Below are 26,699 nucleotides of genomic sequence, written 5' to 3' on the forward strand. Positions count from 1 at the left end.
GTTTTTATTTTTTTTAACCTCCAGTGATAACTCGCCTCTTTTTATGTTGTGTTTGCGGAAGACTTTTTACTAAAGCAGCCTATCATGCAAGCAACCCATAACAGGCATGTGACAGGGCATGAAGACAAAAACCAAATGGCTCCTCTCAACCGCAGCAATCCTATTTATCCTTATCAGCGCATTCTACGTGGCATGGCAAAACCAAGCCAGCGCATCCTCCGCCCCCGAGAAGGACATGCTTTTTCAGCTCTCAGCCTTCAACACCTTCTCGGCTGGCAAATACTCGGGTTTCATGAACTACTCCGATTTGGCGCAGCACGGCGACTTTGGCATCGGAACCTTCGATAGCTTAGACGGCGAAATGCTTGCCCTCGACGGCGTCTTCTACCAGATCCCCCACAGCGGCGTCCCCCGCCAAGCCGACCCCGCCCAAACCGCGCCCTACGCCACCATCACCTACTTCGATGTCGACCAAACCTACACCCTTTCAGGCGTAAACTACACGGGTCTTAAGGCTTTTCTCGACGAGAAATTAACCGATAAAGACGCGATTTACGCCCTCAAAGTCAGCGGCGACTACAGCTTTGTGCAGGCTCGCAGCCCCCAAAAGCAAAATGAGCCTTACCCCGATTTAACTGGCGCCCTCAAAGACCAAGCTGTCTTCAACTTCACCAGCGTCAAGGCAACCGCGGTGGGCTTCTGGTTTCCCCAATGCATGGATGGCGTCGACTACGTGGGCTACCACCTTCACGTAATAACCGCGGACCACGCTGCAGGCGGACACCTGCTTGACTGCGTCATAGAGAACGCATCCGTCGAGGTCGATATCATCAAAAGCTACCAGCTTATTCTGCCTCCGGCTACTGCTTGATTTTTAGGCTGGACTTAATTTTGGTTGCCAGCCAACGGTGCCTTTTCTCCCCTACATATGCCAAGCAGAATGCAACCTCGTTGGCTAAAAGCAGTATCAGCGGAAACATCACAAGGCGATCCACATCCATGTTTAATCCGTTGAGGAACAGAATCAGCGGGTAATGTATCAGGAAAAGGGTGTAGGAGAAAGCTGCTATGCCATGGCTGGTTTGGGCGACGCGTTTTCTTAGAAGCACCCCTGAGATATGGGGCAAATGGGCGTTGTTGAGCAGCAAAAGCCCCAGAAAGACGCAGCCGGACACCAGCAGCCCAAAGAGCAGGTTGAAGGATTCATGGGACACCGCATAGATTACATAGCCCTCCCAAACCACAGCGGCAAAAACCAAAACTAGAAGCGCCGCCAACACCTTGCCCGCAACGGGATTTTTAAGCTTGCTCTGCACGGCTGGGCTGCTGGCTGCAACCATCACCAAAGCCCCCAAAAACCACACAAGGATAAAGGCACTGTACTCCCAGGCTAAAACCGCCAAAACCACTCCGAAAGCACCCCCAAAGGCCAAAAACATCGCCTTCTTTGCTCTTGTCTTATCTGAGCCGGAAAGCCCCACTCCGCCAAGGATAAGCCAGCCGATGAACATGTAAATCCACCATTCCACCACCAGCGTCCAGAGCACAGCGTTAAAACCGAAGGGCCCCACATTCTGCGGCGCAACGGCACCGCCGAAGAGCACGTGGGTTGTCACGTTGAATGGGCCGCTTGGGAAGTCTTCAACCATCACTGCGGTGGCCAGGAAGCTTTGAAGCGTCGGTGCAGATTCAATTTCGCTTAGATGATTGAAGTACACGTTGTTGCTCAGGTAGATGGCGCCTGCTATGGCGGCGGTGAAGAGCATACAGGGCAGCAGGCCCGAGTAGATGCGGCTGAAGCGGTCGACAAGATAGTTGCGGAATCGGTACTGGCGGTTCTGCATCTTCTGCAGCAGCGAATACGAGATTAAAAAACCGGAGATGGCAAAGAAAACAAACACGCCTACGCCGCCGAGCATGCCGCCTAGGAAAAAAGACGTTAACGCCATGGGGCGGTAGCTGGTTATGAAGTGGCTTACAACCACGAGCTCCGCGGCGAATAAGCGTAGCACGTTGAGGTACACTGAAGCCTGCGGTGAGAGGGCATTTAGGGTGAGCTTCAACGGATTCGCCTATCAAAGCTTTGTTGCAGGCGGTTATCAAGCTTACGCAAATTCTGGGGCTTGGCGAACAGTTTTATGTTAGGCTACGCAACTTTCAGTTGCGCCGATGAAGATAATTGCACGTAAGCACTGGACTCTGTCCAGAGTGGCTGAAAATTTTAATCGGTACGGAGGCGCATCGCAGGGCTGGGGCAACGTTAATTAGTGCTCATTGGCGGTTAATGCTGTGATTGCCATGCCCAAGAACCCCACAGGTCCCTTCTGGTTCATCAAAGAAGGCAGCAGATTCATCCAAACCAGCAAAGAAGCCTTCGACCAAGCTATCCGCGAAGGCAAAAGCATCAAGTACAACGGCTACCCCAACCGGCGGACAGAAAAAATCGCGGAGCACCTTGAAGAAGCACGCGTAGCCTTTCTGGCTCAACCTGACTTGCCAACCAAATTCCGCTCATTACTAACCAACCCCCAATCAGTGATTCAAATCCAAATCATAGAGGCAAACGACCCCGAATTCTGGACTCGCGAATCAAAGGAGCCCAAGTACCAAAAATAGGGTTGGCTAACCAACTGCCGACGACTTCGCCATAATTTTCAGCTGCCTCCAAACAGCCTAAGGGTAGTGTTTAAAGCTTAAGCGGAAGCATATACACTGGGTTAGATTATGCGTGCTATTGTGCTGTATGCTTCTAAAAGCGGTAACACCAAAAAAATCGCGGACTCCATATCTGACCAAACAGGCGCTCCATCCATAAGAATCACTAAAGATTCATGTGCTTCCTCGAAGGATTTAGAGGGCTACGACCTGATTTTTCTGGGCACAGGACTATACGCGGGCACACCCAACGAAGACCTCGTAGCATACCTTAAAAACCTAAAGTTAGAAAGCACCGCGCTGTTTGCGCTTTTCATCACCTGGGGCGGCGCACCCCGAAGCGACAAGATGGCGCTGACAAAGCTTAGGGCGCTGCTGGAAAGCAAAAAGCAGAGGGTGCTTGAGGAGCATTTTGCCGCATATGGCGGATGGAAAGGTATTTTGATGAAGCGCGGTCACCCTAAAAGCGACGAGGTTGCCGCTGCGGGCGTCTGGGGAAAAAAGGTTTTCGGGGAAGTTGAGAAACAAGTAAAGCTTAAAGCGTAAGCTATCTTTTGTGCCTGGCTGTTTTAAGTTAGGCTTATCGAGCTATTTTTTATCTGTTTCTTGGCGTCGTTCGGATTCAATGAAGGCTTCCCACTTTAAGCGTTCATTGGCGATTTCTAGGGGGCAAATAACTTGGGCGATTCCTTCAACGACCCCTTCGTTGCTGCCGTGCCTGCAGACTAGGTGCCCGCCGTCGTTTATGCGTATATCGCAGGGTTTAGTGTCAAAGCAGAGGCACTCTATCTCCATTGTAGGTTTGGGTAACAAGCAAACTATCTCAGTCATGTGTCCTCCTACCTGCAACCATAATTTATCGGAGAATGCTTATAACAATTTGCTTTATCCCTCACGCAGTCACATCACACTAAAGAAAGCACCAGCTTCTCTGCTTAATCACCCCCTCAAATGCATATAAAGCCACTTTGCAAGCTTTGCGAAGTCTGCTTCGCAAGAGCTTGTTAGACTTTGCAAATTAGCGTTAATGGAGTTTTCAAAAAACCATAAAATAGATTCAGTTAATATCTGACGCAGATTCAGGAAGAGAGAAAAATGCAGAAACATATCTCCTTAACAAAAACAACGCAATTCCTCAAAAGCAGAAAAAACACCAAATCAATCGCTATTTGCCTCTGTGCACTCTTCTTGGTCAGCGCGTTGACGACGTTGGTGATGGCGCAAGCCGCATCAACACCGCTCAGCGGCGGATACTGGATCATGCCAGTTCCAGCTGACCAGAGCACAGGCAAAGTAACCCAGACAGAGCTTTCCAACGGTGTCACCGGCTACATTCCCGGCGACTGCTATGGCGCATACCCCACCATCGCAAACAAAAACGGCTACCCCTACTGGGACTTAACAAACACACCTTACCTGTCCTTTGACATCTATATCAACGAATTCTGGCAAGGCGACCTAAAAGACCACACTGGACTCTCAGTAATCATATTGGATGCAACCAACAACGGATGGAACCCCTCGCTGGAATCACGCTGCGACCTATCAACCACCTACGGCCACGCGGTCACACTCAAAGACGGCTCCGTTATGCGCGTCGCTGACTCCTCTTCACCTACACACTACACTATTGATCTTAGAAATCTAGGTGTTCCATTGAACCACATTGCCCAACTCGTCTTCAGTGTCCGTCCCGGCATGAAAGGAATCGGATTAAGTTACGAAATCACTAACGTACAATTATCCAGCAGCGGCGGCGTATCGAACCCTGCCCCAACACCTACTGCAACTGCCACACCCACACCGGCCCCAACAGCCACAGCAACTCCTAAACCCACTGTAACCCCAACAAAAACCCCCACAGCAACCCCAACCGCAACCCCCTCGCCGACCGAAGCCCCGACCCCCACACCTACCTCAGCGCAACCACCCGTCACCCGGCCTCCACACTGGCATTACCCAACCCCGACAGCTGCGCCAACCACAGCGCCAACGTCATCACCAACTCAGCAGCCTACATCTTCGCCGACACCGTCAAACACAAATCAGCCGTCTGCTCCCCAGTATAGCTGGTGGTGGAACATCTTTAGCTGGAACCGCTTTAACCTGTGGTTCCTGCGTATGTACTAAAAAACCAATCCAACTCCCCTTTTTAATTTTCTTTATCTCGACAGCGGATGCCTCAGATACATTAGCGGTTTCTTGTTGCAGATGCCTTCTCCGTTTAACCAGGCGGTGACATCGAAATATTTCTCGTACACACGGCTCTTTGTAGAATCCCAAACGCATTCGTGACCCTTAAATTCCTCAACTAATACTGCGCAGCCTTCTCGGGGCTTGGCTGAAAAAAAGACCTTGTTTTTATAAGGAAGTTTCAGGAAGCGCTGGAAATATTCTTCTTTAAAGTCATATTCTGCACCTGCCGCGACGCCGGCGCCATCTGAGTAAATGATGAATAAATCATCCCAGTTTATCCTCTTTACCCGCCGCATCCACTTATCCATGGCCTCTTGAGCTGTTGTATAATGTAGGAAATGAACTTCTATATCGCCCACGGTGGCTACGGGGTAAACATGTGTTTTTGCCATTAACTCGTTCGCTGAGGGATGCAGCACTGAAGAATTGCTGAACTTGAAAGGCTGATTAAGGTACCAGCGGGGGTTCTCTAGAAATTTTATGTAATCTTCTGAAAAAAAGAACAAGCCAATCGTGGGCGTGGTGTATTTTAAGCCAAACTTGTGGTAAATGCCGCTTGCTACACAGTTGTTACAGAGGATCGTGAAATTCCTGTTTTTCAGTTTAGCTCGCGCATTTAGTGAAAAATACTTATCAGTGAAGTTCCATGTAAACTCCTGCTTTTGAGCATTAGCAAACGCAAAAAAATCCATTCAGCATATCCCTTCGATTCTTTAGAAGTTATGGAACGTCTAGAAGTAGCCTTAATACTTTATGCCAAAAAAGTACGGTTAAACCTAATGCTTATTTTAATTTCAAAGCATAAAAGGGTCCAACAGTTGTTGCAGTATCTGGATGCTAAAGAGGTCTTCTGCCTATCCGCCTGAGCAGCAGATTGGCAACGCCAGCGACCACCAAATCGGCAAGGATCCACACCAAAAAGTCAATATATTGCAGAATGGCAAGCACAGTGAAAATTAACAGGAGTACAATCGCCGCTGCGCCGACGGCTCGTTTTTTGTTGCGTACGCTCTCGGGTAAATCAGAGGCTGACATCTCCGCTTAAGTAGGTGCTTTATAATTTTAAGGTTACCGTGAGAAGCTGCATTAATCCAACTGTTTACCTAACCAGCCTACTTCGCGGAGGTATGCTTGGAGATTTGGGAATCGATAAACGCCTGTGGCGCTTATGCCTCAGCCAAAACACAACTGACACTACCGAGGAAGCAGCCATTACTATGTAGAAGGGTGCTGAACCAAACCCAAAGAGTGCACTGCCACACACAGCCGCGATCAAGATGTCGTCTAGGGGGCTTAAGACAAATATGGCGACGACCACAGCCATGTATGATGATAGGCGCCTGTTTTTGCTTTCTTTTAACAATTTCTCAATCTGCCTATCTGGTTCTGCTGCACACTTTAGGTGGGGCAGAAGGCTTTGTTACGGGTTTCCCCGCGTCGCCTAGGGGTGGACTGAATCTTGTCTAAATCAGTTAAGTGAATGAAGCTTGTGCATCTTTTGCAGTAAAGCACCAATTCTGCAAGCTTATCGCCATGCGTGTTGACTTCCCAAATCATGTAGGTTTCTTCGGAGTGGTCGTCGGGTGAAATTTTTGCGCCGCAGCCTGGGCAAAGTAGGGTGCCGCTTGGGGTTGTTTGGGTTATATTGATCTTGTAGGCGTTGGCTTGTTGAGTTGTTTTTTGTTTCATGTTTATTCCTCGATTAGCTGGTTGCTGGGATAATATTAATTGATTTTTCAGATTTACCACAACATTGTGCCCAAATTTAGCCCAACTCGGCGGAAAGAGCTGGTTCTTCATCCAGGTTGGCTTCTGGCAGGATTCGATTTCTGTACATTTGTCCATATTGTTCTCGTTTAAAAGTAAATATTTAAACTATTGTCGTAATTTTAGGTAAAAAATGAACAAACGACAATTATTTAAGAGAGGGGCACGTATCCTAAAATGGGGATAATGAATGGAAAACAAGCATTGGGGTCCAATTCCCCACTGGAACAACTTCACCCTCGCAGACCTAAAACAAATCCTGCTGCACTGCCAAGCCCTCGAGGAACTCGGCATCGCCCAAGACACTGAACTGATGGAGTCCATCCGGCGAGACATAGCCCTGAGAAGTTAAACTGCAGTCATCACCGTAAACTCCAAGAGCAATCCTTCTTATCATAAACAGTAAAGCTTTAAAGTAAAAACCTAAGATACAGTTTCATAGGTAAACGGTGTCCTCGCAAAATTTTTCAATCGAAGTGCTAAGTAAGCTTAAAGACCCAGTAATATCTTTAGACGAGCAGTTCCGCATCGTTTTCGTCAACGAAACCCAACCGCAGATTTTTGGAATAACAAAAAACGAAATGCTCGGCAAGAGCCTCTGGCAAGTTGCCCCTAAAACCGCTGGCACCCTTATGGAGCATAAACTAAGGGAAGCTCAGCTTACCCGAAAAATCATTACGTTCCAATGGGTCGGCGCGTACACAGGAAACATTCTTGACTCAACAATTTATCCCTCCGGCTCTGGATTAACCATTATCAGCGTTGACGTCACCGAAAGCCGAAATGCCCAAGCCGCCCTTAAACAGCGAACCGAGAAGCTTGAGCAGACACAAAGAGAGCTTGAGGCATATGCCAGCCAGATGGAGCAGCTTGCCAATGAAAGAGCTAAGCAACTGCAGGAAAAAGAGCGTCTTGCCGCTATCGGCGCCACGGCGGGTATGGTGGGGCATGACATCCGCAACCCGTTGCAGGCAATCATCGGCGACGTGTTTCTTCTAAGAGATGCCTTAACCGCAATGCCTGAGCAAACCAAGCCTGAAGTCAGCGAAAGCCTGGATAGTATCGAAAAAAACATCGGGTACATCAACAAGATTGTCGCTGACCTGCAGGATTATGCTAGACCCCTAAAACCCGAGTACTCCTATGTTGACCTCTCGGAGATTATGACCTGCATCGTTGGGGACATAAGGGTTCCTGGCAACATCAACGTTATTGTAAGCTCTAATTCTTTTCAGAAGATAAAAACTGAACCGACCTTCATTCGGCGCATACTCACCAACCTCGTTATTAATGCGGTTCAGGCGATGCCGGAGGGCGGAAACCTGGAGCTGTCCAGCCTCATCGGCGAAAAAGTATGCATCACGGTTGCAGACACGGGTCTTGGCATCCCTGACAGCGTTAAACCCCGATTGTTCGCGCCGATGGTGACGACGAAGTCTAAGGGGCAGGGTTTAGGCTTAGCTGTTGCCAAGCGCCTCGCTGAGGCTCTTAGTGGCAAAATCAGTTTTGAAAGTCAAGTTGGGAAAGGCACCAAATTCACTATAGAGCTGCCCCTCCAGCAATAGGTCCTAACGGGGCATTGATGTATTAGCAAGGATGTTTGGTTGCACCCTTAGAGTTAGTCTTTCAAGGCGATTATTTCAGGCTGAGCGTCCGTTTATTCCCAACTAGCGGTCTGCCTGTCAGCTATATTGGTCGGTAGTTCAATTAGGAATTTTGTTCCAGCCCCCACTTGGCTCTCAAAACTGATTTTCCCGCCAAGTGCCTCAACTAACCTTTTCACCACCGCTAAACCTAACCCCTGACCCTTAGCTTTAGTGGTCATCATGGGCGTAAACAGTTTCGGCTGGACATCTTCAGGAATCCCCACCCCTGAATCTGAGACATAAATAACAACAGAGTCCTGTTTTGCTAGGCTTGCCAACTCTAATGTTCCTCCTTTAGGCATTGCTTGAATGGCGTTGTTGATGAGGTTGGTTAAGATTCGCCGGATAAACGTGGGGTCTGTTTTTAGCTTTCTAAAGGTGTTGGTGCTAATTGAAACCTCAATTTCTTTTGGAACCGCCAGTTCTTCAACCACGGTAGCCATAACTTCGGAGATTTCAACCTCGCTATACTCGGGCCTTAGGGGTTTTGCGTAGTCTTGGAGGTCAGCGACGATTTTATTGATGTAGGATATGCTTTTTTCTATGTTTCCGATTTCCTCCAGAAGGCTCTCTTTCTGAAACAGAGGTGAATCTAGTTCCATTCTCATAAGGTACAGGTCGCCGATGATGGCTTGCAGTGGATTACGGATATCATGCCCTACCATGCCGGCTGTTGAGCCAATGGCGGCGAGTCGTTCTTGGTCTTGTAGTTGCTTCTCTAGTTGTCTGCGTTCTGTAATATCTGTGGCTATAAGCACAATGCCTTCTGCTGAGGGGTAGGTGGTTATTAGCTTGTATCTTTCTGAGTATTGACCTAATAATTCAAAACGCTTGATTTCTCCTTTATCCATCGCTTCCCTTAGGCTTGTTTCGATGTATGTGCCTTTGTTTTGCGGGTACAGTTCCCAGAAGTTTCTGCCAACTATCTCTTTAGGTTCCAGCCCGAGTATTTTTCCGGCTTGACTGTTCGCGTAGAGATAGTTCCAGTTGTGGTCAAGCACCATCAGATCATCCGATATGCTCTCCACAATCTCATTTAGCCTCTGCTTGCTTAATCTGAGTGCCTCTTCGGTTTTTTTCCGCTCAGTTACATCCCTAAATAATATACCTACTTTCCCTTGGGCATAGGGGAAAAAGTAGGAGTCAAACCACTTATTGGAGTACCTGTTAAACGCTTCATGACGAATGGATCGGCCGGTTTCACATACCTCGCCGCTTAACGCGATTACCTCGCGTTCAAGGTCTGGAGCGGCTTGGCTTGCCCGTTTCCCTAAAACATCATCTGCCTTAGAGCCCGTCATGCGTTCATATGCAGAGTTAAGTTTGAGGAACAGAAAATCGCATGGGGTGCCCTTTTCGTCGAATATGGGTTCAAGCAGCATAAAGCCGTCTTCGCTGTTATCAAAGAGGGTGCGATAGAGTTTCTCGCTTTCTTTAAGGGCTTCTTCAGCATTCTTGCGTTCTGTAATATCGGTTAGGATAGATAGGAGATATTTTTCTCCATGAATAATAATGATTGAACTTGACATGTCCGCGGGAAAGCTGGTTCCGTCTTTTTTGAGAAAAAATATCTCTCGATTGTGAATTGAACCTTTTTGGGATAGTTCAATCATAAACTCCGTTCGGTCGCGGGGGTCTGCCCAGAAACCAAGCGATTCTTTTCCGATTGCCTCCTCGGGATTAGTGCCGAAAAGGCGGATGGCGGATTCATTAGCCTCCATGACCCTGCCGTCGCTTAGGCGTGTTAACGTGACTGCGTAGGGGCTGTTTAGGAATGCCTTAGCGAACTTGTCTTCGGATAGTCTTAGGGCATCTTCCAATTTTTTCCGGCGGGTTATGTCCTGAGCGAAAACCAGCACTGCGGAGGGTTTTCCCGCGGCAAATATTACCTTTGAATTAAATAGCCCCCATAAGGTGGAGCCATTTTTTGTTTTTACCTGCACTTCTGAGCTGAAATGTGTCTGCTTAGATGTAATTGCCTTTTGGATGTTGGCTTGGAAAACCTCCTTGCTGTCTCCGCAGAGCAGGTCAGTTACTTTTAGCTCTGACAGCTCCGTTTCAGAGTAGCCCAGCAGGCTGCTGACGTATCGGTTTGCCCATTTCAGTTTAAGGGTGGACAGGTCGAGTTCATAGATTGCAATCGGTACATCGCTGGGAATAATTAAGTTCTGATCATTGCTGAGATTATCCATAAGTATTCAGCCTTTGAACAGTTAAATAATTAACCCGTAACTGAATTTAAAAAGTATTCTATCGGAATTCTTATCCACAATTCAGTTATCGGAGTTAACGCAGTGTTTTAAAGAATAAACCTGATTTTTTGGCAAAACAGGCCCCCTTATTTTTATTAAAAAATGCAAGAAGTTACCTCCGTTGCCTTTTGAGGTTTTCAGTTAAACCTTTTAAAGAGATACATACAATTCAGCGGTTGGAGCAATAAAATGAAAAATCGGTTTGGCATATTCCTGCTGTTTCTCGCTTGCGGCATAAGCTTGCCTTCCCTTTCAGGGTTGCTTGTTTTCCCCTTTTCAACGGTTCCTTCCCAGTTCATATTGGCATACACATTGGCTCTATCGCTTATCTTCCTATCATTAGCTCTCCTCGCACGTTCCCGTAAATCCCTCAGATGCTATTGGCAAATCTTCTTTGCCTTCTTTGTTGCAGCCCTTGCCCTCTTTATTGATTTCCTATTTAACTTTCCAGCTAACACTCTGGGCGGATTTCTAATAGATATGCTGGCCAGCGCCTCGATAATAATCACCGTAATTGTCCTATTAACAAAGCTATCGGGCAACCCGGTCGGTTCCATTTTCCTAAAAAAGGGCAAATTCCGCTTAGGCGTCTTAATAGGTCTGGTCGGCTTTTTCGTTTTCGCCCTTACAGCTATCCCTGTAGCCCAGTCAATGTTCAATGGACAGAACCTCAGTACTGACCGGGTTATTGCTTGGCTGCCTTGGCTAATACCTATTGTTCTACTAAACGGAGCAAGGGAAGAACTACTCTATCGGGGGCTTTTTTTAAAGAAATACGAAGTTAAGCTTGGAGCAAAAACATCTAACCTGCTACAAGCCATAATTTTTTCGTTAAGTCACTCCGTCGCGGGGGTAATGCTCAGTACTTATACACCTTTCATTTGGGCGCTAGTCATCTTTACTTTTGCTCTTGGGCTGGCCTGGGGCTACATCATGCAACGCACCGATAGCATAATAGGGTCAGTTTTGTTCCACGCGGGAACAGACATGCCCGTTTTTATTGGTATATTCTCAAATATTTTCTAGCCCTAAAAAAGAAAGGTAAGCCGGGACTCCTCCGCTTAGATTGAAAGCAGGGCTAGTGTGTTGGTTGTATATCGCCTTTGGGCTTAGTAATTTTTTAGACTAAAAAACACCAGGCATAATCTGCCAATGGTTGAGGATTGATGATTAGAAATTGGGCATAGCGGGTTAGCTCTTGCAGGCAGGAAGTGATGTTCCAAGTAAGGAACAATTCGTTCCAGCAGTAGAACTAACAACGAGGTCACGTATAAGTGACTTGAGGGCGAATTTCCGTGAGCATCATGAAATTATCGCTAATTATCATTGCGACGGCTCTGATACTATTGACCGCGACATTTTATTTTGAATCCGCTCCACATTCCTTTTCCCCAAAACCTGTTCCGTTCGATTACAATTTGACTGTTGCAGTACCAGAAAGCAACGTGAGGCAGGGCGCTGAAATGCATACTTATCTCACCGCAACCTACATTCAAGGGAACCCTGAAAATGTAACTTTTAATATAACTGGACTTCCTGACGACGCAAGCTTTGAATTAACAACCCTACAAGGGCTACTAGCCAATAATACCGTTTTAAACAGTAATTTGACTATCCATGTTCCCACAAATGTTCCGCTTGGGAATTACACCGTATTAGTGAGCTCTGCAGCGGCGAATGGAGCAACCCATAATTTCGCATTCAATTTAACTGTTACAGACAACATCGTAGTTTCGGGCGTGATTACTACCAATTCATGGATTAATGTTACCGGAGTAGTCTTTGAGATGCAAAAGCCTGACTATACCGGTGGCGAAAAATATTATGGAACGGTTCTGTCAAGTAGCGAATTCACAGTTTATGTTCCAAACAACCATTTTTACTACGTTGGATACACTTATACAACCGCATTAAGTTCAGGAACTAGATGGTTCATATTGCCTATCTCAATTTTTGCCGCAAGTGACAAAACCGAAATCACTGGAGAACAATTCAGCATGATGTGGAATGATGACAATCCATTTTAAAATTTTTTTGATCGAACAGGCTTGCTTTTTGAATGCACGTTTTTTTCGAGTCGTGGATGCAAAAAGGCATTATGAAAAAATAAATGTGTTTGCGATGACCCTTGTGGTTGCTCAGTCTCGATTCTTTCTAAGCTCAAAGCGTTTTTTATCTGGGTAAAGAATTGGCTGGTGTGCTGGTTGTAACCCGCTTTCTGTTAACTGTGACCTTCGGCTAATCAGGGGTAAGTTATTTCTAGATGAAGCTTTTTTTGCAGTGGAACCACTTAGGAAAACGATGCGTCTTTTACTTTTTAGCTCATTTTTTTAGCTGTCTATGTACTTTAAAAATTAGCAGAACAGCCAGCAGAACTATAGCAACAGCGAAAGGTGCCAGCCCAAGGTCAGTTGAATCTACGGGGGAGGTCTCTAGCCATTCAGGCGCCTGAGTTTGAACCTGAGGGATCTCTACTGGTTTGACGAGGGGGTGATTATCATAGAAGTCGTGTTTATAGAATCGGGGACCATAAATTTCGGTAATTGTATATGGGGTATCGTAGGTTCCCGTACTGGCGTTTATTCGGGCTGCTGGATTCTGGGTTAAGTAATCGTTGTAGTAGTTGCCGACTGTCCCATTATCCCAGCTTGGACCAGTGGGGTCATAAGAAATATGCGCTGCCCTATCAAGATAAGAATTGTTGATAAAATTGTTGCAATAAAACACGTTGCTTAGGTCGACAGCTGCGGAATAGACGACCGCATGATTTTTGGTGAAATTATTCTCGGTGAAAGTACAGTTACTTCCGAGTAGCCACACGGCTTCACCGCAATCATAGAAGACATTTTTTGTGATATTGTTAAAGTTGCCGTAGTCCTCAAAGCGCGCGTTAGCGATGTAGTTCCCAACTATGTTTACATACGATGCTTGGACGCCTATGTTGTCATAGGAGACGTCGGGGCTTCGAGAATTATTCACCAGCAAGTTCCCCGAGATAACGCAGCCAGATTTGATTGAATTACTGGAGACATCAAACATCACGCCGGCGCCAAAGTTGTCTCGTATGGCGTTGTCAGAAATCAAAATATTTCTTGAACCACTTGAATGTACTGCCATGTAACTGGTTGTTGTGATGAGGTTTTGTGCTACCCATATGTATTGGCAATTGTTGAACAATATTCCTTTCTCTGCGTTGCGAATGGTGTTATTGGAGAAGGTGCAGTAGAGGGAACTATTTGATTCGATAGCGTGGCAAAAAGCATCTATTACAAAGCCCGTGACTACAACGTGGGTTTTGCGCTCAAAGGAAATCGCGGATTGATTCCTAGTTAGATCATTCAAAGCTAAAATGCTGTAACCGTTTCCCACTAAAACAACATTATCCCGCTCTATAACAATGGGGGAGGTTAGGTTTGCAGTCAGCGTGTAAGTGTCGCCATCACGGCTAATTTTGTCAGTGCCGACCACAGAGCCATCGGCGGCTATAGTTATCACCGGAACACCAAGTTGAGCGTTTATAGGCGGCAATAAAAAGGGTAAAAACGTAAAAAACACCAGCAGTAACGCATAACTTTTGTATTTTCTGTGCATAGTTACCCCGTGTAAATCTGCTGATATATAATTTACGTTGTTTTCTTTCCCTTGACAAAACAAGAATGCAAACGATTGGGCATGGTGTGTTGGTTGTAACCCGCCTTTTGTTGTCTGTGGCATTCGGCTAATCGGGCTACCCGCGCCTTCCGGTAGAGTCTTCATCGGCGTCTGTTTGCCCTTTCCACTTGCAGGACGGCCGTTTCACCGTTTCCCACTCGGCGGACTCTGCATCACAAATGCGTCATAGCCAAATTCCGGGGGGACGTTTCGTTTCTGCTCCGTTGCCAAGCCTTTAGGCCTGTACCCTGTGGGCACTGCAATTCTACATGTGGGCGGAGTTTCCTCAGTCCCCAAAGGGACCGATAGCCACACACCAACCCACCAGCCCATGTGAAAAAGCGGGGAGGATGGCAATAAAGGTACCTTATAGATGGCTTCAAATGGTTGCATTATTCTCGCCAATGCTCAGGCTTCCTTAATGCCTCGCAGGGTATCACTTTACCTGAAACCGAGCCAATTATGTTTGGGCGAAGTTGTTGAACCATCCATGCATCAGCGTCTTTTTCAGGAATCGGGTAGAAGGCTTCAAAGCCCAATTCTCCAGCGCGCATGAACCCACACCGGGGATAATAGGTTGGATGCCCAAGCACAAAAACCAAATCTACCTCGCATTGTTGGATTATTTCTAATCCTTTTTTGATTAATGCAGCGCCGACGCCTTGTCTTTGAAATTTTGGAACCACAGCAAGGGGGGCCAAGATAGAGACCTTAACGTGGGGGTTGCCTGTGAGGTGGGCAGATGTGAATAATATGTGCCCTGCAGGTTGGTTGTCTATATATGCTAACAATGAGGTAAGGGGTTGGGCAGTAGGGTCAAATAGCATATCTTTGGTCAGGTCTGCTTCTTCGTTTTTGTTGAATGCTTCACGCTCAACTAGTAGTATGTCGTTTAGATCAGCGTCGGTGGTTTGTTTAATTTGCATATATGATGCACTGTCCAATGATCGTTTTTCTCCTATATAAAAGGCAGAAAGATCGCAGGCTATCAAAACAATAAGCAAACATCCACACACTAACCCACCAGCCCCTTAGGCTGATTCAGGGGGGCAGACAATAAAGCGACCCCCCGCGCTTGCCTTATTCACAAAAAATCTCTTACTTTCAGCGTAGTAGATTTGAACGATAATAAATTAATAATATCAAGTCTATGTTTAGCCATCAAAGACTTAAGGTGTTAAACCTGTTATCAGCGGAAAAACCAAACCCGTGCAAACACTCAACCACTCGCTCCATGGAGAAGGATTGATTATGTCGGTTTTCGTGTTTGACAAAGACACCCTAGACATGCTACGTTACCTGTTAGCGATGAAGCATTTTAAAGAGTATTCCATTGGTCCACAAGGCATAGATTTGCATCTCTGCGCCCTCACGCTGGAAAGAGTATTGATCCAAACGGGGCTAAATTACCCGAAATTCCAAAAGGAAAAACCAAGCGACCTAAAAATCTTCGACATCGCCAAGTTCCTATCCCAGAAAAACATCGTTAACCCCTCAGTAGCCAGCGAGCTTATTGATTATGTAAACTTCCATGACGCCATAATGCGCACAGGAGCCCAAATCACCAACGAGGCAGCCCAGACAAGGGCCAGTCAGCTTCTGCGATTCCTCTGCACTGAAGCAGGCATAAACATCGAGAAAGAAAGTAACCGCGCCGCCTTCGAAGAGATTGTTAACCTCAGAGTTGGGTTGCCTCTTAAAGACCAGACTTTTGGAATAGACGAAACTGACTTTGACTGCCTGGATAGGCTTTTCCTTAAATCAGGTTTTATCCAGAAAGAAATCGCTAAGAAACTCGTGGTGCGTTTGAAGCCTGCGAAGGCGTCAGGTTTTACGCCATATACGGGTGGAATTCTGCTTCCATTCGTTACGGAGCAAGTTTCCGATATGCGGGGGCACATTGATAACGTGTATCTGGGGGTTATTTTTACGCCGGGCAGCATCAGAATCGGATTGGACTTCGGAGCGCAGGCCCACAAGTTCAGGGTAAAGTATTACGAGATGCTTCTAAACGGGAACTTGACCGGGGAAATTGAAACTTTAAGGCGAAAAGCCGCTGACTACTGCTTCTGCGACACCTACTGGTATTACCATACAAGGAATCTTCAGTCGCTCCAATGGGGCCTAACAGTGTATGGGTCTACAAGGTTAGCTATCGAAAACGCTATTGAAGAAACCAAGCAGATGGAGGGCACTGCCTTGTCTGGGCACAGGTACTTAATCAGCAGGGTGATTCAGAGAAGACCCGAAGACTTCACCTACATCGCAAAAGGGATAATAAACGATGCCGCACGGAACCTAAACGAGCTCTACCCAATACTAGAGTTGATCGATAAACCGCAGGTAACATAAACGAAGGCTCCCTGCCCCCCTCCGCCCCCAAACACTCGATTCCATCCCCTGTTTAGGTACCGTCCCAAAACAACTGCATACAAAACCAGCGCAGAACCCAACAAACCCACAGCCAAACAAAACCAAAACCGGCAAACAAGCAAACTTCGCTAGGGCCAATCAGCAACTGTTAAGCCTATAAATAGAGGGGGGGTAGAGATAAAATCGCACATCAGAGCCCTCCAAAACCGATAATTACCCCATGCACCCCATGTAGCCCTATGAAACGTGTTATCCTCATCACTGGCACACCCTGCGTGGGCAAAACCACCGTTGCCAAAGCCTTAGCCGCCAAACTCAACGCGCAATACATAAACCTCACCGAATTCGCCAAAGCAAATGGCCTTATTGAAAGCGAAGACAAAGAGCGATGCACCCTTGTCATCAAAGAGGAGCAGATGCAGCAGCAACTAGGCAAAGCCATAGATGATTCAGAAAGCAGCATCATCATCGTTGATGGACACTACGCAAGCGCCATAGCCCCCACTGAGCATGTTGCAAACGTTTTTGTCCTAAGAAGAAACCCCAAAGAACTCAAAGCCTTCATGCAAAAACGCGGCTACAGCGGCACCAAGCTCTGGGAGAACCTGCAGGCAGAAATCATCGACGTATGCCTAGGCGAAGCTGTACAGGTGCATGCGGGAAGAGTCTGTGAACTCGACGTAACCGGCAAACCCGTCGAGGTGGTTGTGGAGGAAATCGTTGAGGTGCTTGAGAAACATCGAACATGCATGGTTGGCGCCATCGATTGGATGGGACTGCTTGAGGCAGAAGGCATCCTTGATGAGTACCTAAAAGTTGATGTTACCTGAAGCTGCCGATTTTCTGTTTCGTGAGCAGGCTGATTTTGCGGCGGTTACTGTAGGATTTGGCGTGGTCGCTGAATTTCTCGCCGATCATAATGGGGTTTGAGAGATCCACATCTTCAGAGGCACTGTCAAGGTTTATGATGACGTTGACGCCGATGGTGCGGTTCCAATCTCGGACCCAAACGCCCTGCTCCATCCGCCCCTTCTGAACGACTAAATCGAAGTGCCGCAGAACCCCGCTGTGGCCCTCCATCCGCACGTTTTCGCCGTTGACCTTGTAGCCTTCTTTTTTGAAGTACTGCAAGGATAACTCTAACAAACGTGACCGTGGCTTCTGCTCGTCTGCGCTCATGCTCGCTCCCTACTTACCGTTTACTCCTAAACTGTTATCTGAGTGTGTGTGGAAAAGGCTTTCGGAAGCCGACCCATAAAATGGCGCCAACCACCATAGTGAAATGCCCAAAATGCAGCAGCTACATGCTTACAGGAGCAAAACAGAAAACCAAAAGCTGCCCCAGCTGCGGCGCAACCGTAAAGCTCCAAAATGCCCCTAAGATTGCATCGGCAAACAGCGCCTTTGAAGCCTCCGAGATGCTCAAAAAACTCAAAAGCGAACGAGGCTTTAGCCGCTAACGGATACTCTGCAGCAGCTCGCAGGTCTTGCATAGCTTGGTTGCAGAGGGCTCCCCGCATTCACTGCAGGTTTGATATGCATCTTTTTTGATGGTTTCCTCTATTGCTGGGCGCAGACGCTGCATCGTGCGGAAAACCGTGAATTTGGTTCCAGCATGCTTCTGCTCCATGCGGTTAAGCATCCCGCGAATATCGTTGCGTAACGCTTCACCAGCGTAGGGGCAAGGGGTATCCTGGAAAACGATTTTCTTGACGTAAGCATAAAGCGCGGATTCCCGTTCAGGGATCTCGCAGAAAGGCTTGATTTTCTGCACAAACAGCGGATGCACCTCACCCGACACAGGGTTCTCCTTAGCCAGCCGCATGATGTCGCCGCGCAGAATATTCATAAGAGCCGTTTGGGCTTCATCGTCAAGCGTATGCCCCGTGGCAACCTTATCTGCACCTACCTCCCGTGCACCAGCATTTATGGCACGACGCCGCAGAACCCCACAATACGCGCAGGCAGTCAACTCGCTTTTACCTTCCCTTCGGCTGCGAGCAATGATTTCATCGAGGCTAAAACCGTAGAGCAATCGAAAAGACACCACATGATGAGGCACACCAAGCTTACTGCAGGCATCAGCGGCGATCTCCAACGCCTCATCGCGGTAGCCCCGGATTCCCTCGTCAACGGTGACTGCGGTCAGGGTGGTTTGGGGGCGATGCTTCCTGATTTTCGCCATGATATGGAGCAGGGCAAGGCTGTCTTTGCCGCCGCTGACTGCCACAGCGAGGTGATCGTTGAATTTTAGCATGCGGTAGCGGGTTATGGTGCCACGGACTTTATCTTCGACGGATTGGGCAAAGCAGCGTTTGCAGAGGCGCTCGCCGCTGTATTGCCGATAGAAGAAGGCGATTCGGCTGTGGCATTTGCTGCAAACCACTTCAGTCATGGCAGATTCCCTGTAGCAGAGTGCTGTGTTAAACTAAATAAACGATGCCACATTAAAGCATACTTTGGCGGGCAAAATGACAGTGAAACCCCAACGGAAACAGGACCAAAAAGCAGTGGCATACACCCAAGAGCATTGGCAACAGCTCAAGCTGCTACGTGAGAAAGCCCGCATGGTTATGGCGGCGCTGCAAAAAAATCACCTGAACTGCTCAGTGCATGGCAGCGTGGCACGCGGCGATGTAAAAGCCAAAAGCGACGTGGATGTTTTCGTCTGGGAAATCCAAAGCGGTTTTAGGGTAGAATCCGCCCTGGAAGCCTCAGGTTACGCCATAGACCGCCGTATGCTGGTGCAGGCAACACCTAACTACGCCATGAAAGCCCACATAGCCCTCGATGAGCAAACCACCGTTACGTTCCCGCTTATGGAGATGCGGCGTGTGGAACGCGAGTTTTATCGTTTCGGAGGAGAAGCCACGCTCCGACTGCTTGAGGCAGATACGCGTGTGGCAGGGGTGGATAAGCGGCTTATGCTTATTGAGCCCACAGAGGCTGGCCACGTTGAAAGCAGCATAGCCGGTAGAGAGGAAAGCGTTGCTAGATTGCTTGGGATTTCATCTGCGACGGTGCTGGATAGAGTTCATGCGTTAACGCGGCGGGATGAGGTGGGCAGAACAGGGGTTTTTGTTAAAAAGGAGCTTGCGCCCGAGGACACTTTTGAGTTGGCGCTAAAAAGGTTGGCTGAGGCAAACCCTGCGGTTCGCCGCCGAATAAAGGGTTAAAAAGGGTTTAAGAGGGGTAATAGATGAGTTCTTTTTCTTCGAGAAGCTGCTGGATCTTGTCGACTGCCTCATAGACCTGCTCTTCCTTCTTTGCGCCGACACAGACCAGTTTGCCTGCGCTGAAGATAAGGAAGACCACTTTGGGTTCATCCATGCGGTAGACTGCACCCGGGAACTGCTCAGGTTCATACATGACTCGGCTGAGTTTGTACACTAAGCTTTCAAGGTCGATTTCTCCGCCCAGTTCCGCTGACGCCACGATGTTTTGGATGTTAACGATTGGTTTCTCGGTGATTTGGATGCCTTCGCCGCGTAGTTCCTTAACGACTTTCTCGACTGCGCTACGGCTTTCTTTTTCTGATTTTGCGCCTGTGCAGACCATTTTGCCTGTGCCGAAGATGAGGGTGGCGGTTTTGGGTTTTTTTAGTCGGAAGACAAGGCCTGGGAAAACAGAGGGGTTGTACTCTGTCTGGGGGAATTTCTCGACGATTTTCTGTAAGTCAATTTTCTGGTTAAGTGACACTGAAGCGACAATGTTTTGGATGCTTATGATGGGTTTTCGTTTACTCATGTCAACTCACATGCTTCCCTATTTAAATACTAAAGGGAGTATATAAAGCATCTATTTATAAATGACGATTAATGGCTAACCTGATTGAAATTTTGCACAATTTTCCAAATCCGCCGTTGACCATCCTTCCCTTTTTGCAACTTCAGTTGGGTTTGTTTTTCTATAGTTGTTGCTGTGGCAAAGCGCCTTTACACAACAACTACCTGTGGCGATTGTGGGCTGCTGCTTTTCCGTTTCAGGCATGGCAGGCAGTTGCTGGCGGGTTGTGCAGTATGCCACAAGCTGAAGGGGCTCTTGTATGGGAAAGAAGGCGTGCCCTGTAGCTTTTATCGTGGCTCTTTGGCTGGTTTCTTATGGGATGGATGCACATGATTGATGCCGATGTACATGGCTACGATGAAGAGCGAAACGAAAACAACCACGACCACCAGCACGATTGTTAGGCTGATGCGGCTCTGATCTGCCTGCTGAGGCGAGGGAAAAACAGTTACGTTGCCCCCTGTCTCCATGCCCGTGGGGTTCTGGATAACAATATTACCTAAAGGCCCCCCCGCCAACGTAAAATACACCAGGGGCACCACAAAGGCAACCGCCAAAAACACGCCTGCCAACGCAAAAACAGCCTTATTATGCAGAAAAAAATCCTCCACCATATACTTTCTCAGCCACGGTAATAAGGATAAAGGCAGACTGGTGGGCCGTACCGGATTTGAACCGGTGATCTTCGCCGCGTGAGGGCGACGTCCTAGCCAGCTAGACTAACGGCCCAGTGTGGATTCCAAATAAATAGTGTGCTTTCATAAAACCTTTCCCTCTACACCGCATAAAGATCAGGTAGGCGAAACACAAAATGATAAACCTCACACGATTAAGCGAACATAAACACGACGACCTCATAGTCCTACTGTGCTTTCTAGGCGGAGCACTCGCAGGCTTTGTCTTCATGCATCACACCGCGATTTTCGGCATCTAGCCAAACCGCGAAAGCCAGAGAAAGATTCAAAATAATAGGCATCATGTATGATGCGGTATCCCAGGCTTACGAGCCAAGGTAGCTCAGCTTGGAGAATGCTCTTTTTCTTACGTAGATTTAAAAATAGTACAGCATAATTGAAAATGTGCATATTGACGATAAAGCGCTCACATCTGGTCTTTGTGAGTTCGTTGGTTCTGTGATTGGTAATGGTAATCTATGGACAGATGGGTCACGATATAGAGTGGAAATAACTGGTGATCCCAAGTTAGACCTTCAATACTTTAATCATCTTTCGGTTCTTTGCGGCAGTTTATTTTCCAAAAAACCTTATCCAATGCGCATCCACCAAAGAGGTTTGAGATTAAGGCTGCAATCAAAGGAAGCATATAGTCTCCTCAGTGCCCTTGGGATTCCCGCTGGAAAAGCTAAATCCCACAAAGTGACAATTCCCAATCTGATATTAGAAAAGGGATGGGCTTTTTCCAAATGGACATTACGGGGAATAATGGACACTGATGGCACGGTGTTCTACAGCAAGAAAACATACGAGAAACCAGTTTATCCCACAATTGAAGTTAGAACTTGCAGCAAACCCCTTGCAATTCAAATCAATGAATTATTGCAGCAACAGACTTTTAGGCCTCGATTAAGAGGCGATGCTAACGAAGGGTACCATGTGGCTTTGTATGGAAATAATATGCTTAATCGTTGGGTTAAAGAAATCAGTTTCTCGAATTCTAAACATCTAAACAAGATACACCCGCCCCAATCAGAAAACTTTAAAATACCCTAACTTCATTTCATGTTGGTCACCCAGGATAAGTGCCGAGGTAGCTCAGCCTGGGAGAGCGCTCGACTTAGTTACTTCTCGTAACTAGGGGCGAAGCTGAAGACCGAGTCGTCGCATGTTCAAACCCTGCCCTCGGCACCACCATATTTACATTTACCTACCAAGGTGCTGGCTTTTGGAGCTCTTCTAAAAATTTTTTAGAGGTTGACTTTACCGACACGATATATCGAGAATTATAGGTATTGATCTTCGTCCATTGCCAGTTTTATTATTTTTTGGCGTGTTTTAGAGAGAACCACTGGGTCATCTAGCGGTAAGTGTTCTTGTTGTGCGGTGGCTTTTTGTGTGTCGTGGACGTATGTTTGGGCTGCTCTGCTTATGGCTTCAAGCGGTAGTTGGCCGGTGCCGTTGATGCCTGGGCAGTCGCAGTCAGCTGGCAGGTCCACTTCGATCTGGTTTTTGGTGTAGTCCCAATCTGTAACGATGAAGGGCACTATGTGGCAGATTGCGGGTTTTACGCCCTGTATTTTGCATTGGTTGGCTTGGGTTAGGAAGTAGCATCCGCCTTGTTTGCGGCTGCGGATTAAACGGGGCTCAGACAGGTCGCATAGGTCGAGGAAATCGGTGAATCCCCTTTTTTCGATGCGTTGGCGTTCCTCGCCGGTGACGTCGGCGGGTTGCTCTCTGCAGCATCGGCCGCATCCTTTACATCTAAAACCTACGCCACCGGGGAAAACAACGTTCTCGAACTGCAAACAATCGCCAAATAGGAACATAAAAGGATTGTATTTAACCTTCATCTATAGGGATTTGAAAAATCAAGTCTTCAATGCGTTTGATTTCTTTATGCCCTCGGCACCCCTCACTAATTGCTTGTTTGGCAAGCGTTAATCCCTAAAATTTTATTAGATATCCACAGGTAATTTACTTGTGGAGACGTCAATTTTGGAGACTCTTTTGTTGACCGATAACCAAGTAAAAGACCTTCTTACGATGCCCGAAGTAATCAGTCAAGTCGAGTCAGCGTTTAAGCAAAAGGCAAGCGGGCACGTGCAGATGCCGGCAAAAGCTTACCTTACCTACAGAAAATACAATGGCGACCTACGCACTATGCCAAGCTATCTTGAAGAACTCGACGTATCAGCCGTCAAACTGGTAAACGTTCACCCTGACAATCACTCCAAGTTTAATTTGCCCACAGTCATGGCTACAGTTACACTGTTTGATCCTGCAAACGGCTTTCCCCTGGCTATAATGGGTGGAACAACCCTGACTGATATGCGAACAGGCGCAGCGGGGGGTGTAGCCGCTAAATTCCTTGCCAAGAAGAACTCTAAAACCGTTGCGTTAATTGGGGCGGGCGCTCAATCACGAACTCAGTTGATGGCTCTGTTTGAAGTATTCAAGAAATTCGAGGAAATAAGAATCTGGAGCCGACATACTGCAACCGAACAGGTTTTTTTGGCAGATGCCGAGAAAAAATACGGTCACTTATGCAAGTTCATTTTGGAAAAAAATGTAGACAAAACAGTGGAGGGGGCAGACATCGTCGTCACAGCCACTCCTTCGAGGGAGCCCCTGGTTTCAGACGACATGATAGCGGAGGGAACACATATTAACACCATCGGCGCAGACGCCTTCGGCAAAGAAGAACTCGATCCGCTTATTTTGAAACGCAGCAAATTCGTAATCGACGATTGGGAGCAAATATCCCATACCGGTCAAATCGATGTGCCGCTGATGCTTAGAGATAACATAATCACACGGGAGGATGTGTGGGCTGAAATCGGCGAAGTAGTCTCAGGGATGAAGGCAGGAAGAACCTCCGATGAGGAAATCACAGTTTTTGTCTCCACCGGCTTGGCGGTTCAGGATGCAGTTACGGCTAAAATCGCTTATGATAAAGCATTAAAGAAGGGAATCGGCAGCTTCGTAAAGATAGTGTAACTGCCGTTAGCTGGATTAATGCATAAGTAAGTCATCGAATAGCCGCAGGTAGTCATGCAGGTGGCTGATTATCAGAAAGTTCTTGCGCACCCACTCCTTACCATGCAGCCCCATCTGCTTAGCTGCCCCATGGTTTCTGAGCAGATAAAGCGTCCGCTCCGCTGCCTGCTCCACCGAATCGACCAAGAACCCGTTTTGGCCATCGGAGATTTGAAGCGGAATCCCCCCTGCTTTTCGCCCCACCACCGGCACGCCCTTCCAGAGTGCCTCAGCCACCGTTAAACCGAAGCCCTCCCGCGTGGACATCTGCAGCACCACCTGGGAAGCCCGCTGCAAAGCGTTAACCTCCAAATCAGTTATGCCCCTGGAGTCAGTCAGCAGCAGGTGCACATCGGGGTCTTCGCCGGCGTGCCGCGCGGTTTTCTCGAAATAAAGCAGCGCTTCGGGGTCATCAGATGCCATGCCGCCGATAAGCAGCAGCTGAGCGGTCGGAAACATACTTTTCACTTGGCGGTAGACGTCTATGGCGGCGGAGGGGTTCTTCCAGGGGTCAAAGCGGCCCACCTGCGTGATGATGGGCTGGTCAGCTTTGATGTCGAAGCGGTCAAGGACGGCTTTTACCTCGGAGTCGGTGAGGTCGCGGTTTTTTTCGCTCAGCGGGTTAATGGAGGGGGGACGTATTGCTACTTTGGGCACGGCTAGCGAGGATATGACGTATTGTTTGGCGGTGAAGACGGCGGCGTTGTAGCCTGCGATGTAGGGTTCAATGAAGTCCCAGACGGCTAGGTTGGGGGTGGAGAGGTCGATGTGGCACTGCCAAATCCACTGGTTGCATCTGTGGGGGTAAAACTTGATGAGCGCGGCAGGTTGAGCATCATGCACCATCACGATGTCGCTGTCAAGGCTTGCTTTTTCGCTGTTACGCCTGTTGCCCTCCAAGTAGGTTTGCATTTCCGAATGGCTAAGCGCAAGGTGAGCGCCCTGCAATCCGTTGTGGATTTTTTTGGTGACGTTAAAGAAGCCCAGATCACCCCGGATGACTTCCCACCTCACATCCAAACCCGCATCCGCCATCAGGGGAACCATGCTGTGGAGGATTTCAGCTACGCCCCCGCCATACGCCGTTGAGTTCACATGGGTCACTGATTTGCCCTTTAAATGCTCACCGAGGGCACGTACACTCTGGATTTGTTCCTCCCCGACGATTGAGGTAAAATCGGATAGTTCGATTCTGCCCGTTAACCCAACATCCAACATGCAAAACACCAAAAACAGGTTCCTAAATGTAAAACTGGGACAATATTATGGAGCTGCTGCTTCAATAATAATCCTTTGATACCCCGGTGTATCTGGCGATTGCACTCTTTGGCTTTTAATCGCCTAAACCCTTGATTTAAACAACAGATAAATATGATAAACACCTATGGAAAATGGATTGAAGATGAGAGTGGGACTTTTTGGATTTGGACGAGCAGGCAAAGCGGTCGCAACGGTGCTCCTGCAGAACGAAGAAGTGTTCCTCTGCTGGGTAATTAGGAAAACAAAGAATCTGCAGCATAGATCTGTCCCTGAATTTTTAGGGATCAACAGAGACGAGGAGGAACAAGGGTTAATCTTCTCAAAAGACGAGTGGACCCCCGAGCGACTCTTCGATGAGCACCCCGTCGACGCCATAATCGACTTCTCCTCCGCAGACGCCATACACTACTATGGACCGGAAGCAGCTAAACGAGGCATAGCAATCGTAACTGCAATCTCAGCGTACCCCGCTGACACAGTGCCATTTATCAAAAAATTAGGGCAAAAAACAAAGGTTCTATGGTCCCCAAACATCACCGTGGGCATCAATTTTCTGATGCTGGCAGCTAAAATCCTAAAAGCCATCGCGCCATACACAGACGTGGAGCTGATTGAAGAACACTTCAAAACAAAAAAAGAGGTTTCTGGCACCGCCATAAAAATCTCTGAAACCCTGGATTTGCCGCCAGCCGACATAAAGTCAATTCGGGCAGGCGGAATCGTGGGAAGACACGAAATCATCTTCGGATTCCCCCATCAGACCGTCCGCTTAATCCATGAATCCATCCAAAGAGAAGCCTTCGGCAACGGAGCCCTATTTGCCGCCAAAAACTTGGTATGCCGAGAAAAAAGGGGCTTCTACACCATGGAGGACCTGCTGCTTCCCTACTTTAACCTAAAATAAACGACATTCCCGCACACCTAGCAGGTTACATGGATAATAGCCACAAACTTTCCCGTTTCCCCATTTATTTTCTCTACCAGTTCAGGCGTGGACATTATCTGGGCGTTTTTTTCCGCAAGTAGTTTCTGTGCCTGAGGCGTTAGGGGCAAAGCCGCTTGATGTCCGGTGCCGATGTATAGGGCATCATATTTTTCCTGTTCCAGAAAGGACAGTTCATGTTCTGAGAGGGGCGTGTGGCCGTAGAGGGCTTTTAGGTCTTTGGATAGCTTCTTTTTCCGCTTGGTCACTGTTCCGTCATCATGGATGATGATGTCGTTTTCGTATTTTTCGCCGTTTACCTCTATGGAGCCGAACTCTGATTCCAATACCAACGTTTTCATTATGTCCCCGTAATGATTAGGTTAAACCATAATTTTGCCTTATCCCACAATACACTGGTATAAAAAAGCAGATTCCTTTATAGCCTAAAGCCGCCACTTGCTTGATGAGGAATCCA

Annotated in this window: 33 protein-coding genes, 2 tRNA genes and 1 other RNA gene; 17 read left to right on the forward strand and 19 right to left on the reverse strand. The window is 47.7% G+C overall.

Going from position 1 to position 26,699, the window contains the following annotated elements; all coding sequences use genetic code 11:
- Positions 1-118: 118 nt before the first annotated feature.
- Complete coding sequence (gene budA, locus NWE93_04080) at positions 119-871, forward strand: acetolactate decarboxylase (protein ID MCW3999398.1); 753 nt, start codon at positions 119-121, stop codon at positions 869-871.
- Here the strand turns inward: budA and NWE93_04085 are convergent.
- Positions 861-2,063 (reverse strand): acyltransferase, encoded by a 1,203-nt coding sequence (locus NWE93_04085; GenBank protein MCW3999399.1) that lies wholly within the window; start codon positions 2,061-2,063, stop codon positions 861-863. The genes budA and NWE93_04085 overlap by 11 nt on opposite strands.
- A 235-nt stretch (positions 2,064-2,298) precedes the next feature.
- On the opposite strand from NWE93_04085, the gene NWE93_04090 reads away from it, so the two are divergent.
- Together NWE93_04090 and NWE93_04095 are read left to right on the forward strand one after the other, a co-directional pair.
- Entirely contained in the window at positions 2,299-2,616 is a 318-nt protein-coding gene (locus NWE93_04090) for a hypothetical protein (GenBank protein ID MCW3999400.1), read from the forward strand.
- 108 nt (positions 2,617-2,724) lie between these two features.
- Positions 2,725-3,201: a hypothetical protein gene (locus NWE93_04095; GenBank protein MCW3999401.1), complete on the forward strand. Its 477-nt coding sequence runs from the start codon at positions 2,725-2,727 to the stop codon at positions 3,199-3,201.
- 42 nt (positions 3,202-3,243) lie between these two features.
- On the opposite strand, the gene NWE93_04100 is transcribed toward NWE93_04095, so the two are convergent.
- A complete protein-coding gene (locus tag NWE93_04100) occupies positions 3,244-3,486 on the reverse strand; it encodes a hypothetical protein (GenBank protein MCW3999402.1) in 243 nt (80 codons plus the stop codon).
- Positions 3,487-3,750: 264 nt separating this feature from the next.
- Here NWE93_04100 and NWE93_04105 point away from each other — a divergent pair, with 264 nt between their 5' ends.
- Positions 3,751-4,785: a hypothetical protein gene (locus NWE93_04105; protein MCW3999403.1), complete on the forward strand. Its 1,035-nt coding sequence runs from the start codon at positions 3,751-3,753 to the stop codon at positions 4,783-4,785.
- A gap of 32 nt (positions 4,786-4,817) precedes the next feature.
- On the opposite strand, the gene NWE93_04110 is transcribed toward NWE93_04105, so the two are convergent.
- From NWE93_04110 to NWE93_04125, 4 genes are all read right to left on the reverse strand, one after another.
- The gene (locus tag NWE93_04110) at positions 4,818-5,543 is read right to left on the reverse strand and encodes a DUF1919 domain-containing protein (protein MCW3999404.1); all 726 of its coding nucleotides are present in this window, start codon (positions 5,541-5,543) and stop codon (positions 4,818-4,820) included.
- Between the two features lie 145 nt (positions 5,544-5,688).
- Entirely contained in the window at positions 5,689-5,886 is a 198-nt protein-coding gene (locus NWE93_04115; GenBank protein MCW3999405.1) for a hypothetical protein, read from the reverse strand.
- Positions 5,887-5,950: 64 nt separating this feature from the next.
- Positions 5,951-6,214 (reverse strand): hypothetical protein, encoded by a 264-nt coding sequence (locus NWE93_04120; protein MCW3999406.1) that lies wholly within the window; start codon positions 6,212-6,214, stop codon positions 5,951-5,953.
- A 35-nt stretch (positions 6,215-6,249) separates the two neighbouring features.
- Positions 6,250-6,540 (reverse strand): hypothetical protein, encoded by a 291-nt coding sequence (locus tag NWE93_04125; protein ID MCW3999407.1) that lies wholly within the window; start codon positions 6,538-6,540, stop codon positions 6,250-6,252.
- A gap of 268 nt (positions 6,541-6,808) precedes the next feature.
- On the opposite strand from NWE93_04125, the gene NWE93_04130 reads away from it, so the two are divergent.
- Positions 6,809-6,970 (forward strand): hypothetical protein, encoded by a 162-nt coding sequence (locus NWE93_04130; GenBank protein ID MCW3999408.1) that lies wholly within the window; start codon positions 6,809-6,811, stop codon positions 6,968-6,970.
- Between the two features lie 97 nt (positions 6,971-7,067).
- Entirely contained in the window at positions 7,068-8,183 is a 1,116-nt protein-coding gene (locus NWE93_04135; protein ID MCW3999409.1) for an ATP-binding protein, read from the forward strand.
- A 92-nt stretch (positions 8,184-8,275) separates the two neighbouring features.
- On the opposite strand, the gene NWE93_04140 is transcribed toward NWE93_04135, so the two are convergent.
- Positions 8,276-10,456, reverse strand: coding sequence for a PAS domain S-box protein (locus NWE93_04140; GenBank protein ID MCW3999410.1), 2,181 nt, complete (start codon positions 10,454-10,456; stop codon positions 8,276-8,278).
- 249 nt (positions 10,457-10,705) lie between these two features.
- Between NWE93_04140 and NWE93_04145 the strand changes: the two genes are divergently transcribed.
- Together NWE93_04145 and NWE93_04150 are read left to right on the forward strand one after the other, a co-directional pair.
- Entirely contained in the window at positions 10,706-11,542 is an 837-nt protein-coding gene (locus tag NWE93_04145) for a CPBP family intramembrane metalloprotease (GenBank protein MCW3999411.1), read from the forward strand.
- Positions 11,543-11,811: 269 nt separating this feature from the next.
- Entirely contained in the window at positions 11,812-12,543 is a 732-nt protein-coding gene (locus NWE93_04150; GenBank protein ID MCW3999412.1) for a hypothetical protein, read from the forward strand.
- Between the two features lie 295 nt (positions 12,544-12,838).
- Here the strand turns inward: NWE93_04150 and NWE93_04155 are convergent, their stop codons facing one another.
- From NWE93_04155 to NWE93_04165, 3 genes are all read right to left on the reverse strand, one after another.
- Positions 12,839-14,011, reverse strand: a complete 1,173-nt coding sequence (locus NWE93_04155; protein MCW3999413.1) for a right-handed parallel beta-helix repeat-containing protein — start codon at positions 14,009-14,011, stop codon at positions 12,839-12,841.
- 180 nt (positions 14,012-14,191) lie between these two features.
- Positions 14,192-14,492: RNase P RNA component (gene rnpB, locus NWE93_04160), an RNA gene on the reverse strand.
- A gap of 67 nt (positions 14,493-14,559) precedes the next feature.
- Positions 14,560-15,093 (reverse strand): N-acetyltransferase, encoded by a 534-nt coding sequence (locus NWE93_04165; GenBank protein MCW3999414.1) that lies wholly within the window; start codon positions 15,091-15,093, stop codon positions 14,560-14,562.
- A 325-nt stretch (positions 15,094-15,418) separates the two neighbouring features.
- Between NWE93_04165 and NWE93_04170 the strand changes: the two genes are divergently transcribed.
- Positions 15,419-16,519 (forward strand): hypothetical protein, encoded by a 1,101-nt coding sequence (locus tag NWE93_04170; protein MCW3999415.1) that lies wholly within the window; start codon positions 15,419-15,421, stop codon positions 16,517-16,519.
- A gap of 260 nt (positions 16,520-16,779) precedes the next feature.
- A complete protein-coding gene (locus NWE93_04175; GenBank protein MCW3999416.1) occupies positions 16,780-17,370 on the forward strand; it encodes an AAA family ATPase in 591 nt (196 codons plus the stop codon).
- On the opposite strand, the gene NWE93_04180 is transcribed toward NWE93_04175, so the two are convergent.
- Entirely contained in the window at positions 17,363-17,719 is a 357-nt protein-coding gene (locus NWE93_04180; GenBank protein MCW3999417.1) for a hypothetical protein, read from the reverse strand. The two genes, NWE93_04175 and NWE93_04180, sit on opposite strands and share 8 nt — an antisense overlap.
- A gap of 80 nt (positions 17,720-17,799) precedes the next feature.
- On the opposite strand from NWE93_04180, the gene NWE93_04185 reads away from it, so the two are divergent.
- Positions 17,800-18,000, forward strand: coding sequence for a DUF1922 domain-containing protein (locus tag NWE93_04185; GenBank protein ID MCW3999418.1), 201 nt, complete (start codon positions 17,800-17,802; stop codon positions 17,998-18,000).
- Here the strand turns inward: NWE93_04185 and NWE93_04190 are convergent.
- Positions 17,997-18,935 (reverse strand): TIGR00269 family protein, encoded by a 939-nt coding sequence (locus tag NWE93_04190; GenBank protein ID MCW3999419.1) that lies wholly within the window; start codon positions 18,933-18,935, stop codon positions 17,997-17,999. The two genes, NWE93_04185 and NWE93_04190, sit on opposite strands and share 4 nt — an antisense overlap.
- 76 nt (positions 18,936-19,011) lie before the next feature.
- On the opposite strand from NWE93_04190, the gene NWE93_04195 reads away from it, so the two are divergent.
- Complete coding sequence (locus tag NWE93_04195; protein MCW3999420.1) at positions 19,012-19,716, forward strand: DNA polymerase subunit beta; 705 nt, start codon at positions 19,012-19,014, stop codon at positions 19,714-19,716.
- A 7-nt stretch (positions 19,717-19,723) separates the two neighbouring features.
- On the opposite strand, the gene NWE93_04200 is transcribed toward NWE93_04195, so the two are convergent.
- The 4 genes from NWE93_04200 to NWE93_04215 all read right to left on the reverse strand — a co-directional run bounded on the left by NWE93_04200 (position 19,724) and on the right by NWE93_04215 (position 21,055).
- The gene (locus NWE93_04200; GenBank protein ID MCW3999421.1) at positions 19,724-20,287 is read right to left on the reverse strand and encodes a TATA-box-binding protein; all 564 of its coding nucleotides are present in this window, start codon (positions 20,285-20,287) and stop codon (positions 19,724-19,726) included.
- A 75-nt stretch (positions 20,288-20,362) separates the two neighbouring features.
- A complete protein-coding gene (locus tag NWE93_04205) occupies positions 20,363-20,530 on the reverse strand; it encodes a hypothetical protein (protein ID MCW3999422.1) in 168 nt (55 codons plus the stop codon).
- 83 nt (positions 20,531-20,613) lie between these two features.
- Positions 20,614-20,940, reverse strand: coding sequence for a hypothetical protein (locus NWE93_04210; protein ID MCW3999423.1), 327 nt, complete (start codon positions 20,938-20,940; stop codon positions 20,614-20,616).
- Between the two features lie 38 nt (positions 20,941-20,978).
- Positions 20,979-21,055 (reverse strand) — tRNA-Val (locus NWE93_04215).
- A gap of 82 nt (positions 21,056-21,137) precedes the next feature.
- On the opposite strand from NWE93_04215, the gene NWE93_04220 reads away from it, so the two are divergent.
- The 3 genes from NWE93_04220 to NWE93_04230 all read left to right on the forward strand — a co-directional run bounded on the left by NWE93_04220 (position 21,138) and on the right by NWE93_04230 (position 22,194).
- Positions 21,138-21,260 carry a hypothetical protein gene (locus NWE93_04220; GenBank protein ID MCW3999424.1) on the forward strand — a complete coding sequence of 41 codons (123 nt, stop codon included), beginning with the start codon at positions 21,138-21,140 and terminating at the stop codon, positions 21,258-21,260.
- Positions 21,261-21,405: 145 nt separating this feature from the next.
- Complete coding sequence (locus NWE93_04225) at positions 21,406-22,056, forward strand: hypothetical protein (protein MCW3999425.1); 651 nt, start codon at positions 21,406-21,408, stop codon at positions 22,054-22,056.
- Between the two features lie 31 nt (positions 22,057-22,087).
- A tRNA-Phe gene (locus NWE93_04230) sits at positions 22,088-22,194 on the forward strand.
- 92 nt (positions 22,195-22,286) lie between these two features.
- On the opposite strand, the gene NWE93_04235 is transcribed toward NWE93_04230, so the two are convergent.
- Entirely contained in the window at positions 22,287-22,808 is a 522-nt protein-coding gene (locus NWE93_04235; GenBank protein ID MCW3999426.1) for a YkgJ family cysteine cluster protein, read from the reverse strand.
- Positions 22,809-23,013: 205 nt separating this feature from the next.
- Between NWE93_04235 and NWE93_04240 the strand changes: the two genes are divergently transcribed.
- Positions 23,014-24,000 carry an ornithine cyclodeaminase family protein gene (locus tag NWE93_04240; GenBank protein ID MCW3999427.1) on the forward strand — a complete coding sequence of 329 codons (987 nt, stop codon included), beginning with the start codon at positions 23,014-23,016 and terminating at the stop codon, positions 23,998-24,000.
- 15 nt (positions 24,001-24,015) lie between these two features.
- Here the strand turns inward: NWE93_04240 and NWE93_04245 are convergent, their stop codons facing one another.
- Positions 24,016-25,257, reverse strand: coding sequence for a glycosyltransferase (locus tag NWE93_04245; protein MCW3999428.1), 1,242 nt, complete (start codon positions 25,255-25,257; stop codon positions 24,016-24,018).
- 184 nt (positions 25,258-25,441) lie between these two features.
- On the opposite strand from NWE93_04245, the gene NWE93_04250 reads away from it, so the two are divergent.
- Positions 25,442-26,203, forward strand: coding sequence for a dihydrodipicolinate reductase (locus NWE93_04250; GenBank protein ID MCW3999429.1), 762 nt, complete (start codon positions 25,442-25,444; stop codon positions 26,201-26,203).
- 17 nt (positions 26,204-26,220) lie between these two features.
- Here NWE93_04250 and NWE93_04255 read toward each other — a convergent pair whose 3' ends face one another.
- The gene (locus NWE93_04255; protein ID MCW3999430.1) at positions 26,221-26,583 is read right to left on the reverse strand and encodes an MTH938/NDUFAF3 family protein; all 363 of its coding nucleotides are present in this window, start codon (positions 26,581-26,583) and stop codon (positions 26,221-26,223) included.
- Between the last annotated feature and the right edge of the window lie 116 nt (positions 26,584-26,699).

Source organism: Candidatus Bathyarchaeota archaeon (assembly GCA_026014735.1).
Lineage (GTDB): Archaea > Thermoproteota > Bathyarchaeia > Bathyarchaeales > Bathycorpusculaceae > Bathycorpusculum.